This window comes from Pseudomonas sp. NY15374 (assembly GCF_048068255.1).
Lineage (GTDB): Bacteria > Pseudomonadota > Gammaproteobacteria > Pseudomonadales > Pseudomonadaceae > Aquipseudomonas > Aquipseudomonas machongensis.
Map to the genome: position 1 here is coordinate 1 of NZ_JBLUPZ010000013.1, position 14182 is coordinate 14182.

Genomic DNA, 14182 nt, shown 5'->3' on the forward strand with positions numbered 1-14182 from the left:
TGCATCGCCGATGGTAGTGTGGGGTTTCCCCATGTGAGAGTAGGTCATCGTCAAGATTCATTTCGCAAAACCCCTATCTGCGCGAGCAGGTAGGGGTTTTGTCTTTCTGGCGTTCGCCAGGTCGCATCGCTCCCCCACGCCGACACCACGCACGCCACGGGACAAGCCTGCCTCTACAGGGTATGGTGCACCTCTATTCCTCCCTGACCCGGCCCGCATGCGCTACGACCTCACCAGCCTGGACCTGTTCATCACTGTCGCCCAGGAGCGTAATCTGACGCGCGCTGCCGGTATCAAGCACCTGGCAGTCTCGGCGATCAGCAAGCGCATCAGCGAACTTGAGGCTCAGATCGGGTCGCCGCTTCTGATTCGCAACGCGCGCGGTGTCGAGTTGACGCCTGCCGGCCAGTCCCTGCTCTATTACGCCCGTCAGCTCAAACAGACCATGGCGCAGCTGGACAACGAACTCAGCGAGTTCGCCGCAGGGGTCAAGGGTCATATCCGCATCCACGCCATCACTTCGGCGCTGTCGCAGTTCCTGCCCCAGGACATGGCTGGCTTCGCCCAGCGTTACCCACAGATCAAGTTCGATATCGAGGAAGGTATTGGCTCGGCGGTCGTCCGCGCTGTCGCCGACGATCACGCCGACCTCGGTATCATCTCCTCGCACACCGCCCCTCTGGGGCTTGAAACCCTGCCTTACCGGCACGATGAATTGGTGTTGGTGGTGCCGGCAGAACACGATCTGGCCAAGCGCCGCACCGTGCACTTCAGCGAGGTCCTGGCGTATGAGTTCGTCGGCCCGCACCTGGACAGTACCCTGCACAGCCTGCTCACCGAACAGGCCAAAACAATGGGGCAACCGCTCAAGCTACGCATCCGTATCAGCAGCTTCGACTGCATGTGTCGCATGGTCGCCAATGGCCTAGGTATTACCGTTCTGCCGCGTAGCGCGGTTGAGCCCTACGTGCGCAGCCATCGCCTCAAGCGTGTGACCTTGTCGGAGCCCTGGGCCCATCGTTCATTGCTGCTGGTATTCAAGAAGTACGAGGTCGCCTCGCCGACGCTCAAGACCTTCATCGATCACCTGCGCGCACCCTCCCAGCCATAACATCCCTTCGAGCGTTCTCCGATGGAGAACGCTGACGTGGCAATCGATCAATTTTCACTCCGCGCTCCAGCGCCTAGCATTGGCCGACCTGCAGCGTCGTCGCCTGGACGACGACATGACAACGACAAGAAGCCGAGCGACACGCATGATCGACAATGCCCACCTGATGACCCCGCTGCAGATCGACCAGGATCACTTCACCTACCTCGATCTCAAGAAACTGCTGGCTCCCACCCAATTGCAACGCCTGCCCTACGCCATCCGCATCCTTCTTGAGAACGTGGCGCGCTGCGCTCCCGAGGCGCTGGACGCCGTGCTTGCCCGCGCCATCGGCGATGGCCCGGACTGCGAGGTGCCATTTCAGCCCAACCGCCTGATGTTTCACGACACCACGTGCCTGCCGGCCTTGGCCGATTTTGCTGGAATGCGTGATGTGGTCGCCGAGCTCGGCGGTGACCCCGCGGCGATGAACCCGCTGATTCCTGCGGTGCTGACCATCGACCATTCGGTGATCGTCGAACACTACGCACAAGCCGATGCGGTGGAGCAGAACCTCGAGATCGATTTTCGTCGCAACAGCGAGCGCTATCGCTTCATCAAATGGGCGCAGAAGAGCCTGGACAATTTCGCTGTCATTCCACCGGGTACAGGCATCATCCACCAGATGAACATGGAGGCCCTGGCCAAGGTGGTGTGGGAAACCCGCACCGCCGAGGGTCAGCGTTTGCTGCACCCTGACGACATGGTCGCCACCGACAGCCACACGCCGATGATCAACGCCATCGGCGTGCTAGGCTGGGGTGTCGGCGGCCTGGAAGGGCAGGCGGCGATGGTGGGGGAGCCGGTGCCGATCAACTTCCCTCAGGTTATCGGTATTCGCGTCAGCAACGCCCTGCGCCCCGGGGTGACCGCCACCGACCTGTCGCTGCACGTGGCCGAGATCCTGCGTCAGCGCTCGGTGGTGGGCAAGTTCGTCGAGTTCACAGGCCCGGGTCTATCGAACCTCGGCTGGGCTGCGCGTAGCACCGTATCGAACATGGCGCCCGAGTATGGCGCCACCGTCGTGTTCTTCCCCTTCGATGACCAGACCCTCGATTACCTCAAGCTCAGCGGTCGCTCCGCCGAGCTGTGCCTGCAGGCCGCCACCTACCTGCAGGTGCAGGGGCTCTATCGCCGCGACGACCTGCCGGAGCCTGAGTTCGACGAACTGATCGAGCTCGACCTTGCCAGTATCGAGCCCAGCGTCGCAGGCCCCTACCAGCCGCACCAGCGTCAGCCGCTGTCGCGCGCCGGTGAGTCGTTCCGTGAACAGGTGCTGGGCGCAAGCGAGCTGATCGGTAATCGCTACCTCGAGCCCAGCTTCGGCGAGGCCATCGACCATGGCGCCGTAGTGCTCTCGGCCATCACCAGTTGCACCAACACCGCCAACCCCGCGCAGATGATCCAGGCCGGTCTGCTGGCCCGTCGCGCGCGGCACTTGGGGCTCAAGCGCAAGCCTTGGGTGAAGACCTCGCTGTCGCCCGGTTCGCAGGTGGTGGCTGATTACCTGAGCGAAGCCGACTTGCTGCAAGACTTCTCCGCCCTGGGTTTCGACCTGGCCGGGTTCGGTTGCATGACCTGCATCGGCAACTCCGGCAAGCTCGAGGCGCATGTCGAGGCCTTTGCCGATCAAGGCCTGAAGGGGGTGGTGGTGCTTTCGGGCAACCGCAACTTCGAAGGTCGGGTAAACCCCAAGGTACCTGCAGGCTACCTGGCGTCGCCTGCACTGTGCATCGCCTTCGCCATTGCCGGGCGCATCGATATCGACCTGACCCGCGAACCGCTCGGTCAGGATAGCGCCGGTAACCCGGTTCACCTGCACGACCTGATGCCCCCCGATGACGAAGTGCAGGCGCTGGTGGCCCAGGTGGTCAAGCCCGAGTTCTTCCAGCAGCGCCTGGCCACGGTGTGGGACGGCACCCATCATTGGCAGGCCCTTTCGGCCGAGGGCAGCGTGCAGTTCCCCTGGGATGCGCGCTCGACCTACCTGCGCCGCCCGCAGTACCTGGCCGATATCCAGGCCGAACCCAAGGCGAGCCTGGCAATCGAGAACGCCCGCACGTTGATAGTGCTGGGGGACAACGTCACCACCGACCATATCTCTCCGGCCGGCGCCATTCCCGCCAGTAGCCTGGCTGGCCAGTGGCTGCTGGCTCGCGGCGAACAACCACAGGACCTCAATCAGTATTCGACCCGGCGCAGCAACCACGAAGTCATGCTGCGCGGTGCCTTCACCAACACGTCGGTGAAAAACCGTCTGCTCGGTGACACCCACCCAGGCGTCGGCGCCTGGGCCTGGAATGCCGACCACAGTCAGTGCCTGCCGCTTTACGAAGCCGCGCAGAGCTATGCCGGTACCCCCATGGTGGTGTTCGCCGGTATCAACTACGGCGCGGGCTCCAGTCGCGATTGGGCGGCCAAGGCCCAGGCATTGCTCGGCGTGCGAGCCGTGGTGGCGCGCAGCATCGAGCGTATCCACCGCAGCAACTTGATCGGCATGGGTGTGCTGCCGTTGCTGTTCCCGGCAGGGCGGGGTGTCGAAGACCTGCAGCTCGACGGCAGCGAGCAATTCGACTTCATCGGCCTCGACGAACTGAGGGTCGGTGACAACCGTATCCGCCTGCAGGTGCGCCGCGTCGATGGCGGTGTCGATGAGGCCGAGCTCATCGCACGGTTCGACTCGCAGCAGGAGATCCGCTACCTCAGCAATGGCGGTGTGCTGCCCTACGTCATCCGCAAGGTGGTGCAACGCACCCGCGGCTGAGGCCCCGGCACGAACGGTTGAACAGGGCGCGGACTTGCCTGGCAGCTCCGCGTCCCTGACCATGGGCAGCCAGCCAGGTGATCCACCTATCCGCAACTGGGAGAACGACCCCTATGTACGCCTATGTCGGTTCGCGCACCACCCGGGAGCGCAACGCCCGCGGCGATGGCATCACCGTCTACCGCCTCGATCAGGCCAACGGCAGCCTGGAGCAGGTCCAGGTCTTCGGCGACCTGGTCAACCCGTCCTTCCTGGCGCTGAATCGAGCCGGGGACCGGCTCTACACGGTGCATGGCGACCTCGACGAGGTCAGCGCCTTCACCGTCGACAAGGCCACTGGTCGACTCACGTTCCTCAACCGGCAGCGTTGCGAAGGCAAGAACCCGGTGCACCTGGCATTGGACCCGAGCGAGCGCTTCCTGGTGGTCTCGAACCACATCACGGGCACGCTTGCCGTGCTCAATGTCGAACAGGACGGCCGCCTCGGCACCCTCAACCAGTTGCTCGAGCTCGAGGGCCCGATCGGCCCACACCGCATCGAGCAGCCCTTTGCCAAGCCGCACTTCAACCTCTTCGATGCCACGGGCCAGTTCGTCCTGGTGCCGGACAAGGGGCTGGATCGGATATTCAGTTTTCGCTTCGACAACGGCCGGCTGCATCCCGCCGAGCAGCCTTTCGTCACTACCCGTGAAGGTGCCGGCCCGCGTCATGTCGCGCTGCACCCGAAGGCGTCGTTCGCCTATGTGATCAATGAATTGGATTCGACCGTCACCACCTACCGCTTCGACCCCCACAGCGGGGCACTGCAGCCGTTGCAGATACTCCCGTCGCTTCCGTCGAGCTACACCGGCAACAGCCGTGCCTCGGAGATCGAGATCGATTGCAGCGGTCGCTTCGTCTACGCCTCCAACCGCGGCTATGACAGCCTTGCCGTGTATGCGGTCGATGTCGCCAGCGGCCTGCTGAGCCTGATCGAAGTGCAGCCCAGTGGCGGCAAGACCCCACGCTTCTTCGCCCTCACTCCCAATCAGCGGTTCCTCTTTGCGCTCAACGAAGACAGTGACAGCATCGTGGCTTTCGCCGTCGATCCCGAGCAGGGGAGGTTGCGCCAGACCGGTTTCTCGGTGTCCACCGGCAGCCCGGTGTGCATGGTCTTTTCTGCCTGAGCTGATTCCTGGATCGGTGAGGGCCTTTTCGCGGGCAAGCCCGGTCCCACAGCCAGTCGCTGTAATCATCAGTCCCACTCATAGCCCAGCGGAGTTCCAATGACTCTCACTATCCCCAAGGCCGTCCTCGAAGAACTCGCCCCCGATGGTGTCCTGCGTGCTGCCATCAACTACGGCAACCCGGTCCTCGCCCAACGCGGCCCTGATGGCGAGCCCCAGGGCGTCTCGGTCGCCCTGGCCAGGCAGTTGGCTGAAGAACTGGGCGTGCGCCTTGAGATGCGCAACTTCGACGCCGCGGGCAAGGTATTCGCCGCGCTGGAGGAGGGCGCCTGGACCTTGGCTTTCCTCGCCATCGAACCGGTGCGCGAGGCGCAGATCGCCTTCAGCGAGCCCTACGTGCTGATCGAGGGCACCTACCTGGTCAGGAAAGACGCCCCCTTCCAGCACGTCGACGAACTCGACCAAACCGGCTTGCGCCTGGCCGTCGGCAAAGGCGCGGCCTACGACCTCTACCTCAGCCGCACCTTGCAGCATGCCGAACTGTGCCGCGCCGACACCTCCGCCGCAGCCATCGATCTGTTTGTCGAAGAAAACCTCGACGCCGCCGCGGGTGTGCGCCAGCCTTTGCAGAAGGTCGCCGACACTGATCCACGCTACCGTGTGCTTGACGGTGCGTTCACCGCGATCCGTCAGGCCATGGCTGTTCCGAGGGGCTGCGACAATTCGGCTGCATTCGTACGTGACTTTGTCGAGCGTTGCCTGCGTCAAGGCTTTGTTCGGGGGGCTTTGCTGGCCACCGGACAGACCGATGTCAGCGCACCGCGCTGACCGTCCCTGGACTCCACCCACGTCCAATCAATTGAGGTAACAAGCAAGATGGCCAAGGCCGCCGATGTCGTTGTGCAATGCCTGGAAAACGAAGGTGTCGAGTATGTGTTCGGCATTCCCGGCGAGGAGAACCTCGACCTGCTCGAATCCCTGCGCAAGTCGAAGATCAAGCTGGTACTGACCCGCCACGAGCAATCCGCAGGCTTCATGGCCGCCACCTATGGTCGCCTGACCGGCAAGACCGGCGTCAGCCTGTCGACCCTGGGCCCTGGTGCGACCAACCTGGTGACCGCCAGCGCCTACGCGTATCTGGGCGGCATGCCGATGATGATGATTACCGGCCAGAAGCCGATCAAGAAGTCCAAGCAGGGCCGTTTCCAGATCATCGACGTGTGCGGCATGATGGACCCCATCACCAAGTACACCCACCAGTTCGCCTCGGCCGACAACATCCCGGCGCGCATGCGTGAAGCCTTCCGCCTGGCCGAAGAAGAAAAGCCCGGTGCCGTGCACCTGGAACTGCCTGAAGACATCGCTGCCGAGCAGACCGACGCGCTGCCGATCCCGCGCAGCCTGCACCGCCGCCCGTTGGCCGAGCACGTGGCCATCGAAGCCGCCGTGCAGAAACTGCAGAACGCCCGCAACCCGATTCTGGTAATCGGTGCAGGTGCCAACCGCAAGATGACCGCCAAGGTCCTCAAGCAACTGATCGACAAGACCGGCATCCCGTTCATCACCACGCAGATGGGTAAAGGCGTGGTCGACGAGCGCCACCCGCGCTTCCTGGGCAACGCGGCGCTGTCGTCCGGTGACTTCGTACACCGCGCTGTCGAAGCCGCTGACCTGATCATCAACATCGGCCACGACGTGATCGAGAAGCCGCCATTCTTCATGGTCCGTGGCGGCACCGAGGTCATTCACATCAGCTTCCGCTCCGCCGAAGTCGATGCCGTGTACTTCCCGCAGGTCGAAGTGATCGGCGACATCGCCAACGCCGTGTGGCAGATCAGTGAAGCGCTGACCGACACCTCGCACTGGGACTTCACCCGCCTGATGGCGATCCGTGAAGCCAACGAGGCGCAGATCGCCGAAGGTGCCGACGACGACCGCTTCCCGGTCTACCCGCAGCGCCTGGTTGCCGACATCCGTCGCGTGCTGCCCTCCGAAGGCATCGTCGCGCTGGACAACGGCATCTACAAGATCTGGTTCGCCCGCAACTACAAGGCGCACAAGCCCAACACCGTGCTGCTGGACAACGCCCTGGCGACCATGGGCGCCGGTCTGCCGTCGGCGATGGCTTCGCACCTGGTGTACCCGGAACGCCCGGTGATCTCGGTGTGCGGCGACGGTGGCTTCATGATGAACAGCCAAGAGCTGGAAACCGCCGTACGTCTGGGCATGCACATCACCGTGGTGATCCTGCGTGACGACGGCTACGGCATGATCCGCTGGAAGCAGGCCAACATGGGCTTCACCGACTTCGGCCTGGACTACGGCAACCCGGACTTCGTCAAGTACGCCGAAGCCTACGGCGCCAATGGCCACCGCGTGGAAAGCGCCGAAGGCCTGCTGCCGCTGCTCGAGCACTGCATCAAGACCCCAGGCGTGCATGTGATCGACTGCCCGGTCGACTACAGCGAGAACGACCGCATTCTCAACAGCGAGCTGCGTGAGCGCGCGCTGGCGGTGTAAGGCCTGAGGTGTCTTCGCGGGCAAGTCGGCTTCCCAGCAGGTTGGGGAAGCGGGCTTGCCCGCGATTGCATTGTGGTGGGCAACAAACGCTTCACCTTATTTTTCCCTGTGCTAGGGTGCACGCACATCCGCTTTACAGGACACCCGCACCATGCTCCCGCCGCTCAGCGAAAAAGAACTCCACCGCCTCGAAGACCTCCTGATCACCTACGGCAACGATTACTCGGTACTCAACCTCGCCGAGCTCAACGGTTTCTTCACTGCGCTGGCCAGCTCCCCTGTCAGCGTAAATCCCGAGCAATGGCTGCCAGCCGTTGCCGGCGGCAAGGTGCCCAAGTTCAAGAAGCCCGCCCACGAGGAAGCCTACACTGCGCTTATGCTGCGCTACGCCGACCAGGTCGCCGAGCAGTTGGCCGAGAACCTCGACGGCTTCGAGCCGCTGTTCGAGGAAAGCGAGGGTGAGGAAGGGCCAGCGATCATTCTCGAAGAGTGGTGTTTCGGCTACATGCGCGGCACCCAGGTTGCCGAGTGGAGCGAGTTGCCAGCGCAGCAGGACGCCCTGCTCAAGGCCATTTCCCTGCATGGCCTGGAAGACAATTTCGAGCTGCTCGATGCGATGAGCTTCGACGAACATCAGGCCTGCGTGCCAGGCGTGATCGAGGCGGCCCGCGGTCTGTATCGCTATCAGAAGCTGATACGCAACTGATCACTGGCGCTTCATGGCGAAGTCGAGACTCAGAGCAACCGGTGGCCATCGACCTGCTACCGCTGCCATGTATTGCCGCGGCTGCTTCGCGGGCAAGCCCGCTCCCACCGGGTTTTAGGCAGCGCAAAGCTTGTATTATTCCGGTCAGCGAAATTATGGATTGCTGGCCACACGGATTCTGTTGAACGGCGAACAGGTGCAGGATTCACTCCAGCAGCGCCACTCTTGGATACCGGCGCTCAGACCTCAACCCTTTGAACCGGAGTCCAGACCATGTCCAACCCTATCAAGCTCTATCACTTCCCCAAGTCCGGCCACGCTCATCGCGCCCTGCTGATGCTGTCGCTGCTCAAGCTGCAGCCGGAAGTCATCTTCGTCGACCTGGCCAAGGGCGAGCAGAAAAAGCCTGAGTTCCTGGCCCTCAACCCGTTCGGGCAGGTGCCTGTGATCGACGACAATGGCACCGTCATCGGCGACTCCAACGCCATCCTCGTCTACCTGGCCAAGACCTATGGCCAGGGCCGCTGGTTGCCCCAGGACGCTGCCGGTGAAGCCCGTGTACAACGCTGGCTGTCCATCGCCGCCGGCCCCGTCGCCTTCGGACCTGCCGCTGCCCGGCTGATCACCGTGTTCGGTGCAGGCTTCAATGCCGACGAAGTCATCGGTCGTGCCCACAACCTGCTCAAGGTGCTGGACGCTGAGCTCGGCAAGACGCCGTTCCTCACCGGCAGCGAGCCGAGCATCGCCGACGTCGCCAACTACTCCTATATCGCCCATGCGCCGGAAGGCAACGTGTCGCTGGAGGCCTACCCGAATGTGCGAGCGTGGCTGGCACGGATCGAGGCACTGGACGGTTTCGTGGCGATGCCGCGCACTGCGGTAGGGCTACAGGCCGAGGCCTGATCCACGCGAGAGGAGATGAGTGATGAACGTCGTCGAACCGCTCGAGCAGTATGCCGCGTGGCCTGGGGACAGCTGCCCTGATATCGACACGCTCGATGTCCCGGCGCTGCCCTGTGCAGAGTGTGAGGCCAGTTACCTGCTGCCGCAGGTCATCACTCATCCCGACCTACTCATTCGCCCCGGCTGCTGAAATAATCGCACATCGTTTCCAGGCAGAAGGGCAGGGCATGGACCACATCCACCTGATGAAGGTATTCGTCGCCGTCGGCGAGCTGGAAAGCTTCGCTGGCGCGGCACGGCGGCTGGACATGTCGCCCGCTGCGGTGACCCGTGCGGTCAGCGCCCTCGAAGAGCGCCTGGGGGTCAAGCTGCTGCTGCGCACCACCCGCAGCGTGCGCCTTACCGAGGCCGGTGGCCGTTATCTGGAAGACTGCCGCAGCATCCTCGCCAGTATCGCCGAGGCCAACGAGGCGGCTGCCGGTGTCAACGCCACGCCCAAGGGCGAACTGGCGGTGACCGCGCCGATCCTGTTCGGCAAGAAGTTCGTCATGCCCAGCATCGTGCGTTACTTGCAGCAGTACCCTGAGGTTGACGTGTCGGCCTACTTCCTCGATCGGGTGGTGAACATGGTCGAGGAGGGCATGGATGTGGCAGTGCGCATCGGCCAGTTGCCTGACTCCGGGCTCAAGGCCCTGCGTGTGGGCAAGGTCAGGCGCATGCTCTGCGCCTCGCCCGATTACCTTGCCAGGCACGGCGTACCGACTCACCCCTCCGAACTGCACGAGCATGTGGTGATCGCCACCACCAACCTGTCGCCACGTGCAGGCTGGCGCTTCGGGGTGACCGACGAGCCGACCATGGTGCGCATGAAGCCGCGCCTGACCGTGACCAGCAACGACGGTGCCATTGCCGCAGCATGCGCAGGCCTGGGTATCGCCCGGCTGCTGTCGTACCAAGTGGTCGAGGAGGTCGCCAGCGGTCGCCTGCAGGTGGTGCTCGCCGATTTCGAGGAGGCGCCCTGGCCCATCCATATCCTGCACCGCGAGAGCAAGTACGGCTCGGCCAAGGTGCGCGCGTTCATCGACATGCTCGCCGCCGACGTGCGCGCCAAGGGCCTGGACTGACTGTCCGTCAGCCTGGCAGATAACGCAGGCGCAACCCCAGGCTGGTCTGCTCACCTTGTTGCAGCAAGCGCAGCCCCGGGCGCCCGGGCAGGTGATGGGCGTTGATCGGGTGGCTGACCGGCTCGAAGCAGAAGAAGTCGCAATCCTGCGGACAGAACAACAGAAAGTGCTCGGCGCCGGTGGCCTGGCATTCCAGGCGATAACCCGCGTCGGGTTGTTCGATGGTGCACGTGCCTGTCCAGCCTGCGAAGGCGTGATCGATCTGAGTCGGTGGCAGGTGGCCGGGGCTGTCGAAGCGCCAGGCCTGCGGAATGGGCGCCAGCCGTGATGGCAGCTCACCGGTCTCGCCAAGCCACACCTGGCTGGCGGACGCCTGCAGGCGGGTGTCCGGATACCGCGGAAAGTACGGATGCAGGCCCAGCCCGTGCCAGGTCGCCTGAGCGGCAAGGTGAGTGACGTGCAGCTCCAGGTCAAGACGCCCCTCGTGCAGGTGCACATCCAGCATTGCCTGGTAGGCGAAGGGCTGCTGGCTGTCGAGGACCAGCCGTGCTCGCCGCTGGCTGTGGTGCTCCACGCGCCACGGCTGCTGCCAGGCGCTGCCGTGGATCGGGTAGGGATCGTGGTCGGTGTTCGCGGTCAGGGTCTGCCAGCCGTCCGGGCGGGCGAAGCCGCCAGCGGCGATGCGATTGGACCAGGGCACCAGCGGATAGCAGGCCAGGCGCCGGGGTGAGCCGCTGGCGCGTGCTGCGGCGTCGCTGTGGCGCAACAACGCCTGGCCGGTGGCCTTGACCTGCCAGTTGACCAGGCTGGCGCCCAGCGCGGGGGCCAGGGTGAGGCGGGTCAGGCGGTCCTGCAGGTGCAGTTCGGTCATTGCGCTGTTCTCCGGCAGGGCCGTGATCATTTCGCCGCGGGCTGACGGCGGTACGTCAGCAGCACGATGCCACTGACCACCACCGCCCCCCCGAGCAGTTGCAGGCCTCTCAACTGTTGGTCGAGCAGGGCCCATCCCAGCAGCAGGGTGGCGATCGGTTCGATGTTCATCACTGGCGCGTTCTGCGCCATGTTCAGCCGTGGCACGCAAACGAACAGCAGGGTGAATGCCACCCCGTACAGCACCACCAGGCTGGCCAGGGCCATCCATCCTCCTGCGCTGCCCGGCAACGACAGCCCCGCCGGCACCCAACCACCAGCGCCTGCCACCAGCATGCTGGCGAACACGATCAGCAAGGTCAGCAGGCTGCGGACCGGGCCATGCACAGCGGCCAGCTTGTTGTCGGTGATCCACAACGCACAGGCGAATACGCAGGCGGCGCAGAAGGCCAGGCTGACCCCGAGGGTCCAGTGCGGATTGCTCGTGCCACTGTCGGCCAGGCGTCCCGGCACATTCAGGGCCAGCACCAGGCCGCAGAGGATCAGGGCCATGAACATCACTGTGCGCCCGGTTGGACGTATGCCGTTGAGCGCCCAGTTGAGCAGTGCCAGCAGGATCGGGAAGGTGTTGCCCACCAGCAGTGCCAACGCCACCGGGATGCGCGCCACCGCCGAGTACAGGCACAGGCTCTGGGTGGCGATCAGCAGCCCCAGCAGCAATTGCCAGCGCCGGGTGCCGCTGGGCAGCCCCAGGGCCTGGCGTTGCCAGAGCACGAGGCTGGCCAGGGCCAGGAAGGTGATGCCCGAGCGGCAGAGGATCGCCAGCAGCACGCCGGTGCCGTCATCGAAGGCGATGCGTGCGGCGATATGGTTGCCGGCGAACGAGCAGGCCAGCAGCGCCAGGAGGGCGATGGCCAGCTTGCGTGGGAAGAGGGAAGGTGACGCGGGAACAGCCATGTGCAGGGTCCATTTGCAAAAGAGGTCGACAGTGGGGGCTTGCAGAAGCGGGGGCCTACGCCAAGGACACCGCACTGCATGGCACCCGCTCTGCCGGTAATCGCGGGACAAGTCGGGGCGCCGAACCGCCGCTCACACCGGGATAGAGCGGCTGTCCGCGAACTTACAGCACCACGCTTGGCAACCACAGCGAGATGGCAGGGATGTAGGTCACCGCCATCAGCACCAGGAACAGCGCCAGGTAGAACGGCAGCAGCGCCTTGACCGTCGACTCGATACTGACCTTGCCGATCGCCGAGCCGACGAACAGTACCGCCCCCACCGGCGGGGTGATCAGGCCGATACCGAGGTTGACCAGCATGATCATGCCGAAGTGCACAGGGTCCACGCCGATGCCGGTGATCACCGGCAGCAGGATCGGGGTGAGGATCAGAATCAGCGGCGCCATGTCCATCACCGTGCCCAGCAGCAGGAGCATGAAGTTGATGCACATCAGGATCACGTAGCGGTTGTCCGACAGGGTCAGGAACGCGGTGGTGATCTTCGACGGGATCTGCATCAGCGTCATCACATAGCCGAAGCTGGCTGCGAAGCCGATCAGGATCATCACGATGGAGATGGTCCGCACCGTGCGATGCATCAGCTTGGGCAGGTCGCGCCACTTGTAGTCGCGGTAGATGAACATGGTCACGAAGAACGACCACACCACCGCCACGGCCGCCGACTCGGTGGCGGTGAACACGCCCGAGAGAATGCCGCCGAGGATGATCACCATGGCCATCAGGCCCCAGAGCGCTTCACCGGCGATCTTCAGCGCCTGGCGCATCGGGATCACTTCGCCCTTGGGGTAGTTGCGCTTCTTGGCGAACAACAGGCACAGGCCCATCATCACCGCGCTGAGCAGCAGGCCAGGCATCACCCCGGCCATGAACAGCGAGGCGATCGATACCGTGCCGCCTGCGGCCAGCGAATAGAGCACCGAGTTGTGGCTTGGTGGGGTGAGCAGTGCCTGCACCGAGCCGCTGACGGTCACCGCCGTGGAGAATTCACGCGGATAGCCCTTGCGCTCCATCTCCGGGATCAGCACCGAACCGACCGAGGCCGTGTCGGCCACCGAGGAGCCGGAAATCGCGCCGAAGAAGGTCGAGGCCATGATATTGACCAGCGACAGCCCGCCACGCACGAAGCCCACCAGCACCCCGGCAAACGCCACCAGGCGCCGCGACATGCCGCCCTCGGCCATGATCGCACCGGCCAGCACGAAGAACGGAATGGCCAGCAGCGAGAACTTGTTAACCCCGCTCGCCACCTGGATCATCATCGCCTGCAGCGGAATGTCGATCCACCAGGCACCGATCAGTGCAGAGAGCCCCAGGGCATAAGCCACCGGCATGCCCAGCAGGATGAGCGCGGTGAAACTGCCCAACAGAATGAACGCATCCATTTATGCCGCTCCTTCGCTTTCTTCCACCAGGTCGAAGCGCACCACCTTGCGGTTGCTCTGATCGCCCAGCACGAGTTTTTCCAGCACGAAGATCAAGGTCAGCACGCCGCCCACCGGGATCGGCGCATAGGTCATGCCCACCCGCACACCCGGCAGCGAGGCCAGAAACTGGTTCCACGTCGTGATGCACAGCTTGGTGCCGTACCAGGTCATGAACAGGCACACCACGATCATCAGCACCTGCACCAGCACGCCAACCAGCTGGCGCAGTGGCGCGGGCAGGCGATCGGTGAGCATCGCCACCGCCATGTGTGCGCCGGCGCGGTAGCTGGCGGCGGCGCCGACGAAGGTGAACACCACCATCAGCAGGATCGCGACCGGCTCCGGCCAACTGGAGCCGGCGCCGAGTACGTAACGGGCGAAGATGCCCCAGGGAATGATCAGCGACATGGTCAGGATCGACAGGCCAGCGATCCAGATGCAGCTGCTGTAGAGCCTGTCGTTCAGGCGCAGGAAAAACGTTTTCATGGGCATCACCAAGGCGGCGGCACGGCGGGCACCGTGCTGCCGGGGTCGTC

At 64.1% G+C, this 14182-nt stretch carries 13 protein-coding genes; 9 read left to right on the top strand and 4 right to left on the bottom strand.

What is annotated here, in order from left to right:
- Positions 1-217 precede the first annotated feature (217 nt).
- The 9 genes from ACNFHO_RS23105 to ACNFHO_RS23145 all read left to right on the top strand — a co-directional run bounded on the left by ACNFHO_RS23105 (position 218) and on the right by ACNFHO_RS23145 (position 10333).
- Complete coding sequence (locus tag ACNFHO_RS23105) at positions 218-1111, top strand: LysR family transcriptional regulator (RefSeq protein WP_112897641.1); 894 nt, start codon at positions 218-220, stop codon at positions 1109-1111.
- A 145-nt stretch (positions 1112-1256) separates the two neighbouring features.
- The gene (gene acnA / locus ACNFHO_RS23110; protein ID WP_416767463.1) at positions 1257-3914 is read left to right on the top strand and encodes an aconitate hydratase AcnA; all 2658 of its coding nucleotides are present in this window, start codon (positions 1257-1259) and stop codon (positions 3912-3914) included.
- Between the two features lie 113 nt (positions 3915-4027).
- Positions 4028-5080, top strand: a complete 1053-nt coding sequence (locus ACNFHO_RS23115) for a lactonase family protein (protein WP_416767464.1) — start codon at positions 4028-4030, stop codon at positions 5078-5080.
- Positions 5081-5179: 99 nt separating this feature from the next.
- The gene (locus tag ACNFHO_RS23120; RefSeq protein ID WP_416767465.1) at positions 5180-5908 is read left to right on the top strand and encodes a transporter substrate-binding domain-containing protein; all 729 of its coding nucleotides are present in this window, start codon (positions 5180-5182) and stop codon (positions 5906-5908) included.
- Positions 5909-5956: 48 nt separating this feature from the next.
- Entirely contained in the window at positions 5957-7600 is a 1644-nt protein-coding gene (locus ACNFHO_RS23125) for an acetolactate synthase large subunit (protein WP_054892947.1), read from the top strand.
- 151 nt (positions 7601-7751) lie between these two features.
- On the top strand, positions 7752-8306 hold the full coding sequence (locus ACNFHO_RS23130) for a UPF0149 family protein (protein ID WP_054892946.1): 555 nt from the start codon (positions 7752-7754) through the stop codon (positions 8304-8306).
- A 273-nt stretch (positions 8307-8579) separates the two neighbouring features.
- The gene (locus ACNFHO_RS23135; RefSeq protein WP_054892945.1) at positions 8580-9209 is read left to right on the top strand and encodes a glutathione S-transferase family protein; all 630 of its coding nucleotides are present in this window, start codon (positions 8580-8582) and stop codon (positions 9207-9209) included.
- A gap of 22 nt (positions 9210-9231) precedes the next feature.
- Positions 9232-9399: a hypothetical protein gene (locus tag ACNFHO_RS23140; RefSeq protein ID WP_416767468.1), complete on the top strand. Its 168-nt coding sequence runs from the start codon at positions 9232-9234 to the stop codon at positions 9397-9399.
- 37 nt (positions 9400-9436) lie between these two features.
- Complete coding sequence (locus tag ACNFHO_RS23145; protein ID WP_112897646.1) at positions 9437-10333, top strand: LysR family transcriptional regulator; 897 nt, start codon at positions 9437-9439, stop codon at positions 10331-10333.
- Between the two features lie 7 nt (positions 10334-10340).
- On the opposite strand, the gene ACNFHO_RS23150 is transcribed toward ACNFHO_RS23145, so the two are convergent.
- From ACNFHO_RS23150 to ACNFHO_RS23165, 4 genes are all read right to left on the bottom strand, one after another.
- Positions 10341-11204: an aldose 1-epimerase gene (locus tag ACNFHO_RS23150; protein WP_416767469.1), complete on the bottom strand. Its 864-nt coding sequence runs from the start codon at positions 11202-11204 to the stop codon at positions 10341-10343.
- Between the two features lie 26 nt (positions 11205-11230).
- Complete coding sequence (locus tag ACNFHO_RS23155) at positions 11231-12160, bottom strand: EamA family transporter (protein ID WP_416767470.1); 930 nt, start codon at positions 12158-12160, stop codon at positions 11231-11233.
- A 163-nt stretch (positions 12161-12323) separates the two neighbouring features.
- Positions 12324-13604 carry a TRAP transporter large permease gene (locus ACNFHO_RS23160; protein ID WP_416767472.1) on the bottom strand — a complete coding sequence of 427 codons (1281 nt, stop codon included), beginning with the start codon at positions 13602-13604 and terminating at the stop codon, positions 12324-12326.
- Positions 13605-14132 (bottom strand): TRAP transporter small permease, encoded by a 528-nt coding sequence (locus ACNFHO_RS23165; RefSeq protein ID WP_416767473.1) that lies wholly within the window; start codon positions 14130-14132, stop codon positions 13605-13607. It abuts the gene before it with no gap.
- Between the last annotated feature and the right edge of the window lie 50 nt (positions 14133-14182).

Excerpts from the sequence above, each read along its gene's own strand:
- ACNFHO_RS23105 (WP_112897641.1), top strand. The coding sequence starts at position 218 with ATGCGCTACGACCTCACCAGCCTGGACCTGTTCATCACTGTCGCCCAG.
- acnA (WP_416767463.1), top strand. The coding sequence starts at position 1,257 with ATGATCGACAATGCCCACCTGATGACCCCGCTGCAGATCGACCAGGAT.
- ACNFHO_RS23115 (WP_416767464.1), top strand. The coding sequence starts at position 4,028 with ATGTACGCCTATGTCGGTTCGCGCACCACCCGGGAGCGCAACGCCCGC.
- ACNFHO_RS23120 (WP_416767465.1), top strand. The coding sequence starts at position 5,180 with ATGACTCTCACTATCCCCAAGGCCGTCCTCGAAGAACTCGCCCCCGAT.
- ACNFHO_RS23125 (WP_054892947.1), top strand. The coding sequence starts at position 5,957 with ATGGCCAAGGCCGCCGATGTCGTTGTGCAATGCCTGGAAAACGAAGGT.
- ACNFHO_RS23130 (WP_054892946.1), top strand. The coding sequence starts at position 7,752 with ATGCTCCCGCCGCTCAGCGAAAAAGAACTCCACCGCCTCGAAGACCTC.
- ACNFHO_RS23135 (WP_054892945.1), top strand. The coding sequence starts at position 8,580 with ATGTCCAACCCTATCAAGCTCTATCACTTCCCCAAGTCCGGCCACGCT.
- ACNFHO_RS23140 (WP_416767468.1), top strand. The coding sequence starts at position 9,232 with ATGAACGTCGTCGAACCGCTCGAGCAGTATGCCGCGTGGCCTGGGGAC.
- ACNFHO_RS23145 (WP_112897646.1), top strand. The coding sequence starts at position 9,437 with ATGGACCACATCCACCTGATGAAGGTATTCGTCGCCGTCGGCGAGCTG.
- ACNFHO_RS23150 (WP_416767469.1), bottom strand. The coding sequence starts at position 11,204 with ATGACCGAACTGCACCTGCAGGACCGCCTGACCCGCCTCACCCTGGCC.
- ACNFHO_RS23155 (WP_416767470.1), bottom strand. The coding sequence starts at position 12,160 with ATGGCTGTTCCCGCGTCACCTTCCCTCTTCCCACGCAAGCTGGCCATC.
- ACNFHO_RS23160 (WP_416767472.1), bottom strand. The coding sequence starts at position 13,604 with ATGGATGCGTTCATTCTGTTGGGCAGTTTCACCGCGCTCATCCTGCTG.
- ACNFHO_RS23165 (WP_416767473.1), bottom strand. The coding sequence starts at position 14,132 with ATGAAAACGTTTTTCCTGCGCCTGAACGACAGGCTCTACAGCAGCTGC.